Origin of the sequence: Providencia sp. PROV205 (assembly GCF_028479505.1) — a bacterium.
GTDB classification, from domain to species: Bacteria; Pseudomonadota; Gammaproteobacteria; order Enterobacterales; family Enterobacteriaceae; genus Providencia; species Providencia huaxiensis.
In genome coordinates, this window is the sequence record NZ_JAMPNU010000006.1 from 155,310 (window position 1) to 171,895 (window position 16,586).

Sequence of the window (16,586 nt, forward strand, 5' to 3'; positions counted from 1 at the left end):
TGTTGGCGGGCAATAGGTTGCCCGCTAAATCTATTGATGGTTTTAATAAATCACTTTCACAAAGCCATTACGGCAATATGTTTCATATTCATCAGAAAGCTGCCGGTTTGTGACAATCACATCAAATTGTGATAATTCCCCCATATTGGCGGTAGCGACTTCATCAAACAGGTTATAGGGCGCTAATAAAATCTTACGGATGGATTTCTCCATAGCTTTTTTCTTCATGGGTAAATCATCGAGATTATAGCAAGTTACACCAAAATTCCCATGTACACCGGCCGCTGAAATAAAGGCTTTTTTGGGGTTGATTGAATCCAGTAATGAAGGGAGAGATGGGTTGTAAAAAGAGTCACTTTTAGGACGATATTCCCCACCACACAGTAGCGCGGTGGCATTTTTTTTCTGGCTAAGGGCGAGAAAAACGTTATGTGAGTAACAAATACCGGTGAAATTAATCTCTTCGGGGATGAGTGAAATTAAGGTTGCCATTTCAATGCCATTATCAAAGAAGATCACGTCATCTTCAGTCACCATGCTCGCTGCAAGGTTAGGAATATATAATTCTTCAGTTTGATCTGGGGTAAAAACATCCGCTTGTGGCTCATTTGACACTAAATTGACAGGTTGGGTAACAGAAACAATATAGCCGCCGAGGAGCGACATAGGGATAGGGCCTTCGGTATCAGCGCTGAGGTCTCGTCGAATAGTCATTTCTGAGACTTCGAGTATTCTAGCGGCTTCTTTTAAATGAATGCGTCCTGAGCGTTTTAAACATTCACTTAAACGGCGAAGGCGTTCTTTTTGTTTAGTTTCTATCACCCTACAATCCTTTTATGATATACAAAATTGGCGCGGTTAAACCGCGCCCCATCACTTAGTAGTCACTCGGCTTGGTTGCCGTTCCTGTGACAATTGCAACACTCGCACTTGCACCTACACGGTTTGCGCCGGCTTCAATCATTTTAATTGCAGTTTCACGGTCACGCACACCACCGGAGGCTTTGACACCGACTTCATCGCCAACGACTTTACGCATCAGAGCGACATGGTGTTCTGTTGCACCCATTGTACTGAAACCTGTTGAAGTTTTCACAAAACCGACTTTAATTGTGCGGCAAATTTCACAAACTTGGGTAATTTCTTCATCAGTTAACAGGCAATTTTCTAAAATAACTTTTAATGTTGCTTTACCGCAGGCGGCAAATACGGCTTCGATATCACGACGAACAAAGTCTAAGTCGCCACTTTTGAGCATGCCAATGTTGATAACCATATCGACTTCATCAGCACCACGGCGCACAGCTTCTGCGGCTTCAAATGCTTTGGCTTCAGTTAATCCTGCACCGAGTGGAAAGCCTACCACACAGCAAACCTTAACGTCGCTGTTTTTTAAAAGTTCGCTGGCTAAAGGAACATAACCTGTGTTCACACAGACAGATGCAAAATGGTGTTCTGCAGCTTCTGTACACAGTTTAGTAATATCGCTGACAGTCGCATTCGCAGCAAGTAAAGTGTGATCAATATATTTTGCTAAGTCTTGCATTTTCAACTTTCCTATATAAATGTGGGATAGACAACAAAGAATGAGGAAATGTGGTAGATATAACACTTGATCATTCGTTATTCGAGATCCTAATCACAAATGATATTTTTGCAACATGATAATGTTACTATCATATCATTATGTGATTTATTTAACACGAGGGACATTATGGATATAGCAGTTATTGGTTCAAACATGGTTGATTTGATCACTTACATCGATCAAATGCCAAAAGAAGGCGAAACGTTAGAAGCGCCAGCTTTCAAAATTGGTTGCGGTGGTAAAGGTGCGAACCAAGCGGTTGCTGCTGCTAAGTTAAATTCAAAAGTGATCATGCTAACCAAAGTCGGTGATGATATTTTTGCAGATAATACGATCCGCAATCTAGAGTCTTATGGCATTAACACCCGTTATGTGGAAAAAGTACCTTGTACCTCAAGTGGTGTTGCGCCAATTTTTGTTAATCAAAATTCATCAAACAGTATTTTGATCGTCAAAGGGGCGAATAAGTTTTTATCCCCAGAAGATATCGATCGCGCAGCGGAAGATCTGAAAAAATGTAAATTGATCGTTCTGCAATTAGAAGTCCAACTTGAAACAGTTTATCACGCGATTTCATTCGGTAATAAACATGGGATCCCTGTGTTGCTTAACCCAGCGCCTGCACAACGTACGCTCGATCTGGATTTTGCCTGCCGATGTGATTTCTTTGTCCCTAATGAAACTGAACTAGAAATTTTAACCAATATGCCAGTCGACACGATGGATAACATTCGTCGCGCTGCGCAGTCTTTACTGGATAAAGGGTTAAAAAACGTCATCGTGACATTAGGGGACAAAGGGGCGTTATGGATGACTCGCGACAGCGAGTTACATATACCCGCAATTAAAGTGAATGCGATTGACACCAGTGGTGCAGGGGATGCTTTTATCGGCTGTTTCTCTCATTACTATGTCCATACGGGGAATATTGAAGAAGCACTGAAAAAAGCAGTGATGTTTTCGGCTTTCAGTGTGACAGGGAAAGGAACTCAATCTTCTTATCCAAGTGTTGAGCAATTTAATGAATTTGTACAAATCAACACAGCTAATGAATAGCTAGATAATAATAGTCCAACGTAGCTACATACCCTTTGAATAATTAAGTGGTCATCAGAGCCACATAGCCACTCATCGGGTATAAATTATAAAAATATAAGGGTTACTATGAACATTAAGAACATCACTCAGTTACCGGATGGCTACCTGAGTAAGACTCCTCTATTCCAATTTATCCTACTATCGTGCCTGTTCCCATTGTGGGGATGCGCAGCAGCATTAAATGATATTTTAATCACACAGTTTAAAAGTGTCTTTGAACTCAGTAACTTCGCCTCTGCTTTAGTACAAAGCGCATTCTATGGTGGTTATTTCTTAATCGCTATTCCAGCGTCGTTAGTGATCAAAAAAACCAGTTATAAATATGCCATTATGGTAGGGCTGATCCTATACATCGCGGGCTGCAGCATGTTCTTCCCTGCGTCTCATATGGCGACTTACACCATGTTCTTGGCCGCGATTTTCGCCATTGCGATTGGTTTAAGCTTCCTTGAAACCGCAGCGAATACATACAGCTCAATGATAGGACCTAAACAATACGCTACATTGCGTTTAAATATTAGCCAAACTTTCTACCCAATTGGCGCAGCAGGCGGGATCTTACTGGGTAAATATCTGGTATTTTCCGAAGGAGAGAGTTTACAAAACCAAATGGCGGGAATGAATGCGGAACAAATCCATGAATTCCGGTTAGCCATGTTGGAGAATACCCTCGAACCTTACCGTTACATGATTATGGTATTGGTTGTGGTAATGATTTTATTCCTTATTACCAAGTTTCCTAAATGTAAAGTGGCAGAAACGCAAGATCATAAGCGTCCTACTGCATTAGAAACCTTAAGATATTTAGCGAAAAATAGCCGCTTTAGAAAAGGAATTATTGCCCAGTTCTTATATGTCGGAATGCAAGTGGCAGTGTGGTCATTTACTATTCGCCTAGCGCTAGAAATGGGGGATATTAACGAACGTGATGCCTCAAACTTTATGGTGTATAGCTTTGCCTGTTTCTTTATTGGTAAGTTTATCGCCAATATTTTAATGACTCGCTTTAATGCAGAGAAAGTCCTAATTATCTACTCGGTGATTGGTGCGCTGTTCCTGATTTATGTTGCATTTATTCCGAGTTTCACTGCAGTGTATGCAGCGGTCATGGTGAGTATTCTATTTGGACCTTGCTGGGCAACAATCTACGCAGGTACTTTGGATACTGTTGATAATGAGCATACCGAAATGGCCGGAGCGGTCATTGTAATGGCGATTGTCGGTGCTGCGGTTGTTCCTGCAGTTCAAGGCTATGTCGCAGATATGCTGCACTCATTACAGCTTTCATTCCTCGTTTCTATGCTGTGCTTCGTGTATGTCGGTTTTTACTTCGTTGGTGAACGCCGCTTTAAAGCCAAACAAGCTGCAAAATAGTGCTCAAATTGGGTAGTGTGAGCTACCCATTTCCATTTATCTCATTAAACCGTGAGTATGAAAATGAATACATTGATACCTCTTCACAAAAGCTTATTTACGGAAAACCCGACGCTTATTCTAAAAAATAACCAGTTTACGGCCACTGCATTTCGTTACCAAACTGGCGTGGAAGGGCTACGAATTGAAAATCAGCAAGGGTATTTAACGATTTTACCTTTTTTAGGACAAATGATTTGGGATGCACAATTTTGTGGCCAAAATCTGAAAATGGAAAATATGTTTTCAGCGCCAAAACGTGTTCCAACGGTCGTTGAAACCTACGGTTGCTTTGCATTCCATTCAGGTTTAATCAGCAATGGTTGCCCTTCACCAGAAGATTCACATCCATTACATGGGGAAATGCCTTGCGCAGCAATGGATAGCGCTTGGCTTGAACTGACTGGCGAAAGTTTAAGAGTTGTTGGCGAATATGAGTATGTGATGGGTTTTGGTCATCATTATCGTGCGACACCGTCAGTGCAATTAAACTCAGACAGTGCTTTATTTGATATTCATATGTCAGTCACCAATTTAGCATCGGTTCCTATGCCTCTCCAATATATGTGCCATATGAATTATGCTTACGTGGAGAATGCAACACTGACGCAAAATATCCCTGAAAATGCGATTAAATTGCGTGAATCAATACCGGGGCATGTTCAGCCAACTGAAAAATGGCTCGAATTTAATGAAGCGCTGAAATCCGGTAAAGTCACATTAAATCAGCTTAATCAGCCACAAATGTGTGACCCTGAAATTGTATTTTTTATGGATGACCTTAGCCAATATACCGCAATGCCTGAGTTTAGGATGACTTCGTCTACAGGATATACGTTTGTCACTCGTTTCAAATCTAATGAGCTAAATTATGCGACCCGTTGGATTTTGTATAATGGTGACCAAAAAGTTGGCGCATTTGTTCTCCCCGCAACGTGTCGTCCAGAAGGTTTCCTTGCGGCAAAAAATAGCCAAACACTGATTTGGTTGGAGGCGGGGCAAACCCGTGAATTTACTGTCACTACCGGTGTTGAAAAGTAGTTTTTATCTCAAAAAGGCAGCGTTGCTGCCTTTTACTCATATTGCTGACATTCTTCTTCCAAATCAGCAAGAAGCGCCGCAGCATCATAAATCAGTGTTTTTTTCCCATCAGATTGCATCATCAAAGCAACCTTAATATTTGCTTCATGCATATCAGGCAAAATTTCTGTCATCAGGTGTTCAAGGGTAAATAGCATTGGCGTAAAATTTGCCCATTTATCCGTTAAACACAACTCAACATACGCTTTGGCAGGCCATAGGGGTAGAAAAAGACATTTTTCATCATTCCATGCGGTAACAATATTTTGCCCATCTCCAAGGCCCCATACCTGCTCCCAATCAGCGATTTTACCGACAAAATAGGTATACTGCTGGTATGGCCTAAGCGCATGGACATTTTTTATTTCTTTGTCATTTGGGGAAAACTGGTTGTTATTCATTATTGGATATTTTAAAAAGTAACTGATAATTATTAGGAAAATTATCTTTATAATTGTTATCTTAATGGCAAAGTAACGAAAAACAATACACAGTAAAACAAATAAAAATAAGATCTATCAGGTAAATTTTAGGGCGGTTAGAAATGATAGAAGCATTACTTGAGAAATATGCCATTGGCATGACCTTAATTGCGACTTTTCTCGCAATCTATTTAGTTTTTGAGATTGTACATAAACGGCGTAAGCATAAACATAAGCGCAAAAGTATTTTGATCCATGTGGTTCAAACCCTAGTGCTGTGTGGCGTAGTTATCGTTATTGCTCAGTATGTCGATATGGCTGCCTCTGATTTTGATTTAACTTTTATTTCAACCTCTTTAGTTAATTTTATCACTATTACATTGATTGCATTGATTTTAATGCGAAAACTGTTTCAATTAGCGAACCGACTAGAAAAAGCTCAGATTAAAAAAGGCAGTGACCCCACTTCGGCTCGTATTATCGCCCGTGTATTTAAAACCGCAATATTTGTCATTATGGTACTGCTGTTTGGTGAGCATTTTGGGATGAGCCTGTCTGGTTTGATGGCGTTTGGTGGAATTGGCGGTATTGCTATCGGTATGGCAGGTAAAGACATCCTAAGTAACTTTTTCTCAGGGATAATGCTCTATTTTGACCGCCCCTTTAATATTGGCGATTGGGTCAGTTCACCGGATAGAAATATCGAAGGCACGGTGGTTGAAATTGGTTGGCGGATCACCAAAATTATTACGTTTGACCACCGCCCGCTATACATTCCTAACTCGGTTTTTTCTTCTATTAGTGTAGAAAACCCAGGGCGCATGACTAACCGACGCATCAAAACTGAAATTGGTTTACGTTACGAAGATTCAGATAAAATTGGAGCGATTGTCGACGATATCCGTACGATGTTACAGCAAGATGCCAATATCGATACCAGCCAAACTCTATTAGTGTATTTCGATGCTTTTGCTGACTCTTCGTTAAATATTATGGTGTATTGCTTTACCAAAACAACAGTTTGGGCTGAATGGTTAGCCGCGCAGCAAGCGGTGTATTTGAAGATCATTGAGATAGTTAAACGCCACGATGCGGACTTCGCATTCCCATCACAAACGTTGTATGTGGAAAAAAACAACTAACGTCCCATTACAGATAAATTGGCCGATTAATTGGTGGTGATCACCGGGTTAATTGGTTAATTTATCTTTTTATTATCTTTATGATGGCCTGAAGTGTGGGGAAGTAGGTTGTGATGAGATAGAATTTTTATGCTATTAACCAGTGGCTTATAAAATATATTCGACTTTCCAAATCTTGCCCTCTTTTCTTACCATGCTAATCATTTCAATTCCCTGATCTATCAAGTATATTGTCCGCCTCTTTTCCTCAGCTAACTAAGAGCCAGACTGCTATGAACAAAATCAATGTGGCATGTAGCCAGGGGGTCGCAATCTATTTCACTAATCAATTTCAGTGGGTAGATATTCGCGATGCACAGTTAAACAATATTGCCGCTGTCGTGCTATCTGAACAAGATGCCAACCAAGGGCTGTGGGAAAGAGTCGTTGAGAGCCAGCTGAGTATTCCGCTGTTTATCATCAGTGATAAACAGCTGCCAACCGATGGAAACTTACCACCTTATTTAACGGCGTTATTACCGCCAGCTCCAGCTGCCCGTGAAGAAAATAGCCGTCAATTGCTCGATGCGGCGGATCAGTACCTTGAGCAGTTATTACCGCCATTTTTTGCTCGAATGATGGATTATGCTGCGGGCCATAATGTGACTTTCGCCTGTCCGGGGCACCAGGGCGGCCAATTTTTCCGTCGCCACCCTACAGGGGAACAATTTTATCAGTTTTATGGTGAAAACCTGTTTCGTACCGATTTATGCAATGCCGATGTGGCAATGGGCGATTTATTGATCCACGAAGGTGCCGCGAAAGAGGCACAAAAATTCGCCGCGAAAGTGTTCAATGCGGACAAAACTTATTTTGTGTTAAATGGTACCTCATCATCTAATAAAGTGGTACTAAATGCGCTATTAACACCGGGCGATTTAGTTTTATTCGATCGCAACAATCATAAATCAAACCACCATGGGGCGTTAATACAGGCGGGGGCAACACCTGTCTACCTAGAGACGGCACGTAATCCTTTTGGTTTTATTGGTGGTATTGATGCGCACTGCTTTGTCGAAAGTTATCTACGTGAACTTATTCAAGAAGTGATGCCTGAAAAAGCTCAAGCTAAACGACCATTTCGCTTAGCCGTGATCCAACTTGGAACTTATGACGGTACGGTGTATAACGCAAGGCAAGTCGTTGATAAAATAGGTCATTTATGTGACTACATTCTATTTGATTCTGCGTGGGTGGGGTATGAACAATTTATTCCAATGATGCGTCAGTGCTCGCCATTGCTACTTGAATTAAATGAAAACGACCCAGGTATTATGGTCACTCAGTCAGTTCATAAACAGCTGGCCGGGTTTTCTCAAGCGTCACAAATTCATAAAAAAGATAATCATATCAAGGGACAAGAGCGTTTTGTATCACACAAAAAACTCAACAATGCTTTTATGATGCACGCCTCTACTAGCCCATTTTATCCCTTGTTTGCCTCTTTGGATGTGAATGCACGTATTCACCAAGGTGATGCAGGTAAAATGATGTGGATGGACTGCGTGAAAGTGGGGATTGAGGTAAGAAAATCGATATTTCAGCACTGCCGTTATTTTAAACCCTTTGTTCCTGAAATGGTGGATGGCAAGGCATGGCATGAATACCCAACGGAGCAAATCGCTGCGCAGCAGCGCTTTTTTAATTTCATACCACAAGAACGTTGGCATGCGTTTGATGGCTATGCACAGGACCAATACTTTGTTGACCCCTGCAAATTGATGCTAACGACCCCGGGTATTGATGTCGAAAGTGGCGAATATGAAACTTTTGGCGTTCCTGCGACGATTTTGGCGCATTTTTTACGTGAACACGGAGTGATCCCTGAAAAGTGTGACTTAAATTCAATTTTGTTTTTGTTAACTCCCGCAGAAACCCGTGAAAAACTGGAGCTGTTAGTCTCTCATTTAGTCCGTTTCGAACAGTTACTGGATGAAGACGCACTATTGGAAGAGGTTTTGCCATCGGTTTATCAGCGTTATCAAGCACATTACCAAGGCTACACATTGCGTCGCCTGTGCCAAGAAATGCATCAGCTCAGCGTTAATGACAATATTAAACAGCTGCAAAAAGAGATGTTCCGTAAAAATCACTTCCCTGAAGTAAAAATGGCGCCTCAGCAAGCACACTTAGAATTTATTCGTGGTAATTGTGAATTATTGCCGTTAGATGAATTAGAAGGGCGTATTGCCGTTGAAGGTGCGCTACCGTATCCACCGGGTGTGCTGTGTATGGTGCCAGGGGAAGTGTGGTCTGGCCCAGTATTGCGCTATTTCAAAGCACTAGAAACAGGGATTAATGCATTACCGGGCTTTGCACCTGAGCTACAAGGTGTTTATATTTCGAAAAATGAAGGTGAGAAAAAACGTGTCTATGCGCATGTTTTGAAATAAATTTCCAAGTATTCAGATATTAAGCATAGATTTTGCCTTGCTAGCTCGTTAAATTGGGGTCAGTGCCATTTCTGACTCCAATTTTAAGAAGGTAAGGTATGAGCAAAAAAATAATCCTCGATTGTGATCCCGGCCATGACGATGCTATCGCGTTATTACTGGCCTATGGTAACCCTGACATTGAATTATTGGCGGTAACAACCGTTGCCGGCAATCAAACCCTTGAAAAAGTCACTCATAATGCATTGGCTATCGCTGAAATGGCGAAGATCACCGGTGTTCCATTTGCCGCGGGTTCGGTTCGCCCCTTAGTTCGGGAAATTGAAGTCGCACCTGATATTCATGGGGAATCAGGTCTCGATGGGCCTGTATTACCAACGCCCACATTGACGCTTGATGAACGGCATGCGGTTTCGCTGATTATCGAAACGATTATGTCTCACCCTCCTAAAACAGTGACTTTAGTTCCTACTGGTGCATTAACCAATATTGCGCTTGCGGCTCGTCTTGAACCGCGCATTGTCGAGCGAGTTAAAGAGGTGGTGCTGATGGGCGGGGGCTACCATGTTGGGAATTGGAGTGCGGTAGCTGAGTTTAATATTAAAATTGACCCAGAAGCGGCTCATATTGTTTTCAATGAAAAGTGGCCACTAACCATGGTGGGGTTAGATCTTACCCATCAAGCGCTAGCAACCCCTGATGTTGTGAAAGAAATTGCTGCGATTGGCAGTGATTGTTCGCAATTTGTCATCGAATTATTGGATTTCTTTGGGAAAATGTACAAGCAAGCTCAAGGCTTTGATGCTCCGCCAGTGCACGACCCTTGTGCGGTTGCCTATGTCATTGATCCGACAGTAATGACTACGCAAAAAGTGCCTGTGAATATTGAGCTGACAGGAACGCACACGCTAGGCATGACAGTGGCTGATTTCCGTCATCCAGCGCCTGAAAATTGCCATACTCAAGTCGCGGTTAAGTTAGACCATCATAAATTTTGGCAGTTGATTATCAATGCATTAAAAAATATTGGGTAATAAATGGATAATGAAATAGAACAGATGCCTTATGAGGCATTAATTGAACGCAGTATGAATGCGTTACAGGCCAAAAACCAATTTCATTGTGATACATGGAAATTAGATGAAGCCGATTGGTCCGTGAACCAAGACGAAGGAACCATTATTTTTCATGCGCCTGACAATATAATGGCAACAGCGCCAGTTCAAATTGTTGGTACTTATGACCAAAGCCAAGGCAGTTGGATGTGGAGCTGGGCAAACAGTTCTATCGACAGCGCTTTAACCCAAGATGCAATTGCGGTGAAAGCTTATGGCGAGCGGAAAGACAACGCATTATTAACCGCCCGAATTAGTCACATTGAAGAATATGACGCATGGCAATTAACGGCATTGGCTTGCGAACTCAATAGCCAGCAAGGGGTATATCGTGGGATTGCGGGGCATACTTTGATATTTATGACATTTGGTGAGGTGTCTCTCCAACAAATTTAGGTTGTATTGGTGCTTTATCTCTGGTCGATAAGGCATTTTAGCGCCTTTATTCTATAACCTGCCCGTTATACTCAGTTTTTTCAATGAGGAGTTTGCTATCAGCCGCGACGCCAGAATTAGCTGAGCAAATTATTGAACTGATGAATAGTTGAAGATGAGAGCGTGAAGATAAGCCTCTTCACGCGATTTAGTTGGTATAAATTAGCTAAAATCAAAATGCAAACGTAGTTTTTTGCAATGTAAACAACGAAATAAATAACCTTGAGCAGCGCTATCTTGATGGAGAATATTCGCGAGCTCTGAAATTGAAAAACCATAATCAGCGATATCATTTTCAAGGGAAACAAATTCATCGAGTTTATCTTTGATGTCATCCCAGTAAACATAGCCTATGAATTCACAAGGCTCTTGGCAGTGTGCGAGCCAAATTTCTTGTTGCCACCCTTGATAGCCCGGTGTTCGTTTAATTAGTTCATCAAACATTTCAGTAGGATAGGGGGTTAGGGTATGTGAAAACTCGCCGTCCTCGTCATATTCGCAATCAATACCTTCAACACTGGCAGGGTCTTGAAACTCACCATCAAATTTTGCACTGGCAGAACCATCGGCAATACACCAAGGACACAAAGCATCAATGTCCTCAATAGAATAAAACGGGCTTTCATAATAAATATCAGTAGGTTGCTTACAACAATCACAGGTTACTGTTTTATCCGTCAGAAAAGCTTCAGTTTCAATAGGATCCGGGTGGTACCTAAATGTAGGGAGTGTTCGGTTATTGAGTGGCATATACAGTTCCTATTAAAGGTTGCGCGAGAAGTAAACCAACTTTGGGAAAGCATACCACAAGGCTGCTTGATTATATCTTTCGGTTTTATTCCATGGTGAGTTTCAGATAAAGTAAGTTGTTCAGTTAATTTGAATGAATTGAGCGATATTATTAGCTTTAACCTAAATAACATTGTCGATATGATACCTTCATCGCAGACAACAAGGGTTGTCTCATCGAATAAAAAGTGAAGGAATTAGATTATGAACATGTTAAAAACTTTGATGGCAGCTTCTGTATTATCTTTCGTCGCATTTGGTGCGTCAGCAGCAACAATCACTGCAACAGGTGATACGCTGGCTTCAACAGAAGCAAAAATTGCAGCTAAAGCTAAAGCCGCCGGTGCGGATAGCTATACAATTACCAGTGCTCGTATGGGAAATTTTGTCACAATGAGCGCAGAAACTAAATAACGAATTGTGTGAATTCATCTTGTTGAAATATTTTTGATGAAAAGTGGTTTTTTAGGTGCGATAAGCAGACTAAATACCACTTTTGTTTTATCTGAACCCACATAGAGTACTTTTCTAACTATTGAGGAGTCGTTGATATGAGTTTCAAATATAACCGCCTAGATAAAGATAATGCCGCTGTATTACTTGTTGACCATCAAACGGGTTTATTATCACTGGTTCGCGACCAAGACCCCGATAAATTCAAGAATAGCGTGTTAGCGTTAGCGGATCTTGCCAAGTATTTTAACTTGCCGACTATTTTGACGACATCTTTTGAAGATGGTCCTAATGGCCCGTTAGTGCCCGAGTTAAAAGAAACTTTTCCTGATGCCCCTTTCATTGCCCGCCCAGGCCAAATCAATGCATGGGATAACGAAGAGTTCGTCAAAGCTGTCAAAGCGACAGGTAAAAAACAGTTGATTATTGCCGGTGTTGTGACAGAAGTGTGTGTAGCATTCCCTGCATTATCAGCCTTAGAAGAAGGCTATGAAGTTTTTGTTATTACTGATGCTTCAGGTACATTTAACCCAATCACACGTGATGCCGCGTGGGATAGAATGTCAAAAGCAGGGGCCCAATTGATGAGCTGGTTTGGTGCCGCTTGTGAATTACACCGTGATTGGCGCAATGATGTGGAAGGGTTAGGTACGTTGTTCTCAAACCATATCCCTGATTATCGTAACTTAATGACCAGCTATGCACTGCTTTCTGCGAAAAAATAGTGTGTGACTGAATATTAAAATGACATAATTGGTTTGGAAATCCTCGATATGACATTGCTCATATCGGGGGTTATTTCGTTAAATTAGCTGAGTTCAGCCGCTCGTTTTCGTCATCATCGCACTTAGTTCGCTCTATGCTATAATAGCCTGCTGTTTTTGCTTGGCTCCTTACTTTTTGGGGCTATCCATTTGATTTCAATACACAAGACCACCATGCATCAAAATACCTCAAAACAAGGCTACACCAACCTAAACCGATTTTCCGTTGCGCCGATGCTCGATTGGACAGATCGCCATTGCCGTTATTTTCATCGTTTATTAAGCAAAAACACCTTGCTGTATACTGAAATGGTCACAACAGGGGCGATTATTTTCGGGAAAGGGGACTATCTTGCCTTTAGTGAGGAAGAACATCCGGTAGCGCTACAGCTCGGTGGTAGCGACCCAGCCGCATTGGCACAATGTGCCAAGCTGGCGCAAGAACGTGGTTATGATGAAATTAATTTAAATGTCGGATGCCCATCAGATCGCGTACAAAATGGGCGTTTTGGTGCCTGTTTAATGGGTGATGCCCAATTGGTTGCTGATTGCGTGAAAGCCATGCAAGACGTGGTTTCTATCCCGGTGACCGTAAAAACCCGTATTGGTATTGATGAGCAAGACAGCTACGCGTTTTTATGTGATTTTATTGAAACCGTTTCTGATAAAGGCGGTTGTGAGATGTTTATTATCCATGCGCGTAAAGCATGGCTATCCGGCCTTAGCCCAAAAGAAAATCGCGAAATCCCACCATTAGATTACCCGCGAGTTTATCAATTAAAACGTGATTTCCCACATCTGACGATGGCCATTAATGGCGGTATTAAAACATTAGAAGAAGCCAAACAGCATCTTCAACATTTAGATGGTGTGATGGTGGGGCGTGAAGCTTATCAAAACCCGTCTATTTTAACAGCGGTTGATAACCAATTGTTTGGTGAGCACTTTCCTATCACCAATGGTGTTGATGCAGTTAGGGCGATGTACCCTTATATAGAAAATGAATTAACAAAGGGCGCCTATTTAGGTCATATGACGCGGCATATGTTAGGGATTTTCCAAGGTATTCCTGGTGCGCGCCAATGGCGTCGGCATTTAAGTGAAAATGCGCATAAAAAAGGGGCGGATCTAGCCGTTGTTGAGCAAGCTCTGGAGTTTGTCACTCGCGGTGAATAGCTACATATGGGAAAAAAAGCGCCAATTGGCGCTTTTCTCTAGGTGAAACTTGTTTATGGGATCAGTAAACTCGAACCTTGGGTTTTTCTCGATTCGATAGTGACATGCGCTTTTTGTGCATCTTTTAAAGCAAAAATTTGTGATTGTGGTACATCCACATTCACTTTACCGCTTAAAATCATATCAAATAAGGCATTACTAGCTTGGTCTAGCTCAGCACGGTTAGTCACATAAACGCCTAACGATGGGCGAGTAACGTATAACCCGCCTTTTTGGTTTAAGATCCCCAAATTCACGCCAGTGACAGGGCCTGAGGCGTTACCAAAGCTAACCATCAAGCCACGGCGTTTGAGTGAGTCTAATGAGGCAAGCCATGTGGATTGACCAACAGAGTCATACGCTACATTCACTTTTTCGCCATTCGTGATTTCTTTCACGCGAGCTGCAATGTCTTCTGTTTGGTAATTGATGACTTCCCATGCCCCAGCATCTTTGGCTCTTAACGCTTTATCTGCAGAACCCACTGTGCCTATCATCTTAGCGCCTAGTGCATTTGCCCACTGGCAAGCTATCAGCCCAACACCGCCTGCAGCGGCATGGAACAGAAAGACTTCGTCACGTTTCAGTTGATATGTCTGATGGAATAAATAATAAACCGTCATACCTTTTAATGAGCTGGCTGCGGCTTGTTCAAACGTAATACCATCTGGGAGGTGAGCGACCGCATTTTCAGGAACATTGTGGACTTCGCTATAAGCACCTAGTGGGCCTTGCGCATAAACGACACGGTCACCGGGCTTGAAACCTGTGACATGAGCACCGGTTTTTACAACAACACCCGCTGCTTCTGTACCAAGACCACAAGGCAGATTAGCGACAGGGTATAAACCACTGCGGACATAGGTGTCGATAAAGTTAATCCCGATAGCACGGTTTTCAATTTGAATTTCGTTATCTGCTGGATTTGCTGGGGAGTAATCTACCAAGTTAAGGACGTCAGCGCCGCCATGTTGCGCGAACTCAATACGTTTTGCCATGACAATCTCCAATAAGAACCATTCATTTTAATTACAATAACAATCGTTTTATCATAACGCCATGTTTCAATCAGAAGAATTATAGGTTTGTGCTTTCAGTGATGTATTTTATCTTGTGATGACTTTGCGTAAAGATGCAAAGAAAACCACAAAAAAATAAGATTGGCGTATACTAAGCGCAGATCGTTAATTATAGACTTGGATATTAATGTATGGCTAAAAAACCCTCATCAAATTTCAAAACGGATGCCCCACGAGACCACCAAATGGAAGGGTTAAAACTTCCACCTCATTCTCTCGAAGCGGAGCAGTCTGTTTTAGGGGGGTTAATGTTAGATAACGAGCGTTGGGATACCGTTTCTGAACGTGTGACTCATGCTGATTTCTTTAGCCGACCCCACCGCACTATTTTCTCGCAAATGCAATTTTTGCTTGAGCAAGGCAAACCTATTGATCTTATTACTCTATCGGAATCACTAGAACAACAGGGTGAATTAGATAGCGTCGGTGGTTTTGCTTATTTGGCTGAGCTATCTAAAAATACGCCAAGTGCGGCGAATATTAATGCTTATGCAGACATCGTCCGTGAACGTGCGATAGTTCGCGATATGATTTCTGTTGCTAATGAAATTGCGGATGCAGGTTATGACCCACAAGGGCGAAGCAGTGAAGACCTCCTCGATTTAGCCGAAACTAAAGTTTTCCAAATTGCCGAATCAAGAGCGAATAAAGATGAAGGGCCGAAAGGCATTGAAGCCATTTTGTCGGAAACTGTTGAAAAAATTGAGCAACTTTACCAGCAGCCTCACGACGGTGTTACTGGGGTTTCAACAGGTTACCAAGACCTCGATAAAAAAACTGCAGGTTTACAAGGTTCTGATTTAATTATTGTGGCCGCTCGTCCATCGATGGGGAAAACCACTTTTGCAATGAACTTGTGCGAAAACGCGGCGATGACGGAAGAAAAACCGGTTTTAATCTTCAGTTTAGAGATGCCAGGTAACCAAATCATGATGCGTATGTTGGCATCATTATCCCGTGTTGACCAAACCCGTATTCGTACTGGGCAACTTGATGATGAGGATTGGGCACGAATTTCAAGCACGATGGGTATTTTGATGGAAAAGCGCAATATGTACATCGATGACTCTTCGGGCCTGACTCCCACAGAGGTTCGTTCACGTGCGAGGCGTATTTACCGTGAACATGGAGGTTTAAGTTTGATCATGATTGACTACCTCCAATTGATGCGAGTTCCTGCGCTTTCTGACAACCGTACGTTAGAAATTGCCGAAATTTCACGTTCACTTAAGGCGTTAGCGAAAGAATTAAATGTACCGGTGGTGGCACTGTCTCAGTTGAACCGAAGCCTTGAGCAACGTGCTGATAAACGCCCAGTTAACTCGGATTTACGTGAATCAGGGTCTATCGAGCAAGATGCGGACTTGATTATGTTTATCTACCGCGATGAAGTTTATCACGATAATAGTGAGCTCAAAGGCGTTGCTGAGATTATATTAGGTAAACAGCGTAACGGGCCAATTGGTACAGTGCGGTTGACGTTTAATGGGCAGTGGTCGCGCTTCGATAATTATGCGGGGCCGGCTTATAACGACGAGGACTAAATACTCCTCATAAATAC

General features: G+C 42.1%; 16 protein-coding genes. 11 read left to right on the plus strand and 5 right to left on the minus strand.

Annotation, left to right across the window (positions count from 1 at the left end; all coding sequences use genetic code 11):
• Nucleotides 1-42: 42 nt before the first annotated feature.
• Both deoR and deoC read right to left on the minus strand, forming a co-directional pair.
• Nucleotides 43-822: a DNA-binding transcriptional repressor DeoR gene (deoR, locus tag PR800_RS06675; RefSeq protein ID WP_102139122.1), complete on the minus strand. Its 780-nt coding sequence runs from the start codon at nt 820-822 to the stop codon at nt 43-45.
• Between the two features lie 55 nt (nt 823-877).
• On the minus strand, nt 878-1,546 hold the full coding sequence (deoC, locus tag PR800_RS06680; protein WP_166267291.1) for a deoxyribose-phosphate aldolase: 669 nt from the start codon (nt 1,544-1,546) through the stop codon (nt 878-880).
• A 168-nt stretch (nt 1,547-1,714) separates the two neighbouring features.
• On the opposite strand from deoC, the gene rbsK reads away from it, so the two are divergent.
• The 3 genes from rbsK (at nt 1,715) to PR800_RS06695 (ending at nt 5,140) form a co-directional block, all read left to right on the plus strand.
• A complete protein-coding gene (rbsK, locus tag PR800_RS06685; RefSeq protein ID WP_094961414.1) occupies nt 1,715-2,644 on the plus strand; it encodes a ribokinase in 930 nt (309 codons plus the stop codon).
• A 108-nt stretch (nt 2,645-2,752) separates the two neighbouring features.
• Nucleotides 2,753-4,060, plus strand: a complete 1,308-nt coding sequence (gene fucP / locus PR800_RS06690) for an L-fucose:H+ symporter permease (protein ID WP_102139119.1) — start codon at nt 2,753-2,755, stop codon at nt 4,058-4,060.
• A gap of 63 nt (nt 4,061-4,123) precedes the next feature.
• Nucleotides 4,124-5,140, plus strand: a complete 1,017-nt coding sequence (locus PR800_RS06695) for an aldose 1-epimerase family protein (RefSeq protein WP_272530438.1) — start codon at nt 4,124-4,126, stop codon at nt 5,138-5,140.
• Between the two features lie 32 nt (nt 5,141-5,172).
• Here PR800_RS06695 and PR800_RS06700 read toward each other — a convergent pair whose 3' ends face one another.
• On the minus strand, nt 5,173-5,580 hold the full coding sequence (locus PR800_RS06700; RefSeq protein ID WP_166267295.1) for a DUF2750 domain-containing protein: 408 nt from the start codon (nt 5,578-5,580) through the stop codon (nt 5,173-5,175).
• Nucleotides 5,581-5,723: 143 nt separating this feature from the next.
• Between PR800_RS06700 and PR800_RS06705 the strand changes: the two genes are divergently transcribed.
• The 4 genes from PR800_RS06705 (at nt 5,724) to PR800_RS06720 (ending at nt 10,686) form a co-directional block, all read left to right on the plus strand.
• Complete coding sequence (locus PR800_RS06705) at nt 5,724-6,743, plus strand: mechanosensitive ion channel family protein (RefSeq protein WP_102139116.1); 1,020 nt, start codon at nt 5,724-5,726, stop codon at nt 6,741-6,743.
• Between the two features lie 272 nt (nt 6,744-7,015).
• A complete protein-coding gene (locus PR800_RS06710) occupies nt 7,016-9,175 on the plus strand; it encodes an ornithine decarboxylase (RefSeq protein ID WP_272530439.1) in 2,160 nt (719 codons plus the stop codon).
• A gap of 98 nt (nt 9,176-9,273) precedes the next feature.
• On the plus strand, nt 9,274-10,209 hold the full coding sequence (gene uriH, locus PR800_RS06715) for a uridine-preferring nucleoside hydrolase UriH (protein ID WP_102139114.1): 936 nt from the start codon (nt 9,274-9,276) through the stop codon (nt 10,207-10,209).
• A gap of 3 nt (nt 10,210-10,212) precedes the next feature.
• Nucleotides 10,213-10,686, plus strand: coding sequence for a DUF6882 domain-containing protein (locus tag PR800_RS06720; RefSeq protein ID WP_102139113.1), 474 nt, complete (start codon nt 10,213-10,215; stop codon nt 10,684-10,686).
• Nucleotides 10,687-10,887: 201 nt separating this feature from the next.
• Here the strand turns inward: PR800_RS06720 and cbrC are convergent, their stop codons facing one another.
• Nucleotides 10,888-11,475 carry a PF03691 family colicin E2 tolerance protein CbrC gene (gene cbrC, locus PR800_RS06725; RefSeq protein WP_206275888.1) on the minus strand — a complete coding sequence of 196 codons (588 nt, stop codon included), beginning with the start codon at nt 11,473-11,475 and terminating at the stop codon, nt 10,888-10,890.
• A 243-nt stretch (nt 11,476-11,718) separates the two neighbouring features.
• Here cbrC and PR800_RS06730 point away from each other — a divergent pair, with 243 nt between their 5' ends.
• The 3 genes from PR800_RS06730 to dusA all read left to right on the plus strand — a co-directional run bounded on the left by PR800_RS06730 (nt 11,719) and on the right by dusA (nt 13,907).
• The gene (locus PR800_RS06730; RefSeq protein ID WP_004260921.1) at nt 11,719-11,928 is read left to right on the plus strand and encodes a YdgH/BhsA/McbA-like domain containing protein; all 210 of its coding nucleotides are present in this window, start codon (nt 11,719-11,721) and stop codon (nt 11,926-11,928) included.
• 137 nt (nt 11,929-12,065) lie between these two features.
• Nucleotides 12,066-12,692, plus strand: coding sequence for an isochorismate family cysteine hydrolase YcaC (ycaC, locus tag PR800_RS06735; RefSeq protein ID WP_004260919.1), 627 nt, complete (start codon nt 12,066-12,068; stop codon nt 12,690-12,692).
• Nucleotides 12,693-12,905: 213 nt separating this feature from the next.
• Complete coding sequence (dusA, locus tag PR800_RS06740) at nt 12,906-13,907, plus strand: tRNA dihydrouridine(20/20a) synthase DusA (protein WP_102139111.1); 1,002 nt, start codon at nt 12,906-12,908, stop codon at nt 13,905-13,907.
• A 53-nt stretch (nt 13,908-13,960) separates the two neighbouring features.
• Here the strand turns inward: dusA and PR800_RS06745 are convergent, their stop codons facing one another.
• Nucleotides 13,961-14,944 (minus strand): quinone oxidoreductase, encoded by a 984-nt coding sequence (locus PR800_RS06745; protein ID WP_102139110.1) that lies wholly within the window; start codon nt 14,942-14,944, stop codon nt 13,961-13,963.
• A 212-nt stretch (nt 14,945-15,156) separates the two neighbouring features.
• On the opposite strand from PR800_RS06745, the gene dnaB reads away from it, so the two are divergent.
• The gene (gene dnaB / locus PR800_RS06750) at nt 15,157-16,569 is read left to right on the plus strand and encodes a replicative DNA helicase (protein WP_004260904.1); all 1,413 of its coding nucleotides are present in this window, start codon (nt 15,157-15,159) and stop codon (nt 16,567-16,569) included.
• The last annotated feature ends 17 nt before the right edge of the window (nt 16,570-16,586 follow it).

Excerpts from the sequence above, each read along its gene's own strand:
- dnaB (WP_004260904.1), top strand. The coding sequence starts at position 15,157 with ATGGCTAAAAAACCCTCATCAAATTTCAAAACGGATGCCCCACGAGAC.
- ycaC (WP_004260919.1), top strand. The coding sequence starts at position 12,066 with ATGAGTTTCAAATATAACCGCCTAGATAAAGATAATGCCGCTGTATTA.
- PR800_RS06730 (WP_004260921.1), top strand. The coding sequence starts at position 11,719 with ATGAACATGTTAAAAACTTTGATGGCAGCTTCTGTATTATCTTTCGTC.
- fucP (WP_102139119.1), top strand. The coding sequence starts at position 2,753 with ATGAACATTAAGAACATCACTCAGTTACCGGATGGCTACCTGAGTAAG.
- uriH (WP_102139114.1), top strand. The coding sequence starts at position 9,274 with ATGAGCAAAAAAATAATCCTCGATTGTGATCCCGGCCATGACGATGCT.
- deoC (WP_166267291.1), bottom strand. The coding sequence starts at position 1,546 with ATGCAAGACTTAGCAAAATATATTGATCACACTTTACTTGCTGCGAAT.
- dusA (WP_102139111.1), top strand. The coding sequence starts at position 12,906 with ATGCATCAAAATACCTCAAAACAAGGCTACACCAACCTAAACCGATTT.
- PR800_RS06720 (WP_102139113.1), top strand. The coding sequence starts at position 10,213 with ATGGATAATGAAATAGAACAGATGCCTTATGAGGCATTAATTGAACGC.
- PR800_RS06695 (WP_272530438.1), top strand. The coding sequence starts at position 4,124 with ATGAATACATTGATACCTCTTCACAAAAGCTTATTTACGGAAAACCCG.
- PR800_RS06710 (WP_272530439.1), top strand. The coding sequence starts at position 7,016 with ATGAACAAAATCAATGTGGCATGTAGCCAGGGGGTCGCAATCTATTTC.
- PR800_RS06705 (WP_102139116.1), top strand. The coding sequence starts at position 5,724 with ATGATAGAAGCATTACTTGAGAAATATGCCATTGGCATGACCTTAATT.
- rbsK (WP_094961414.1), top strand. The coding sequence starts at position 1,715 with ATGGATATAGCAGTTATTGGTTCAAACATGGTTGATTTGATCACTTAC.
- PR800_RS06745 (WP_102139110.1), bottom strand. The coding sequence starts at position 14,944 with ATGGCAAAACGTATTGAGTTCGCGCAACATGGCGGCGCTGACGTCCTT.
- PR800_RS06700 (WP_166267295.1), bottom strand. The coding sequence starts at position 5,580 with ATGAATAACAACCAGTTTTCCCCAAATGACAAAGAAATAAAAAATGTC.
- cbrC (WP_206275888.1), bottom strand. The coding sequence starts at position 11,475 with ATGCCACTCAATAACCGAACACTCCCTACATTTAGGTACCACCCGGAT.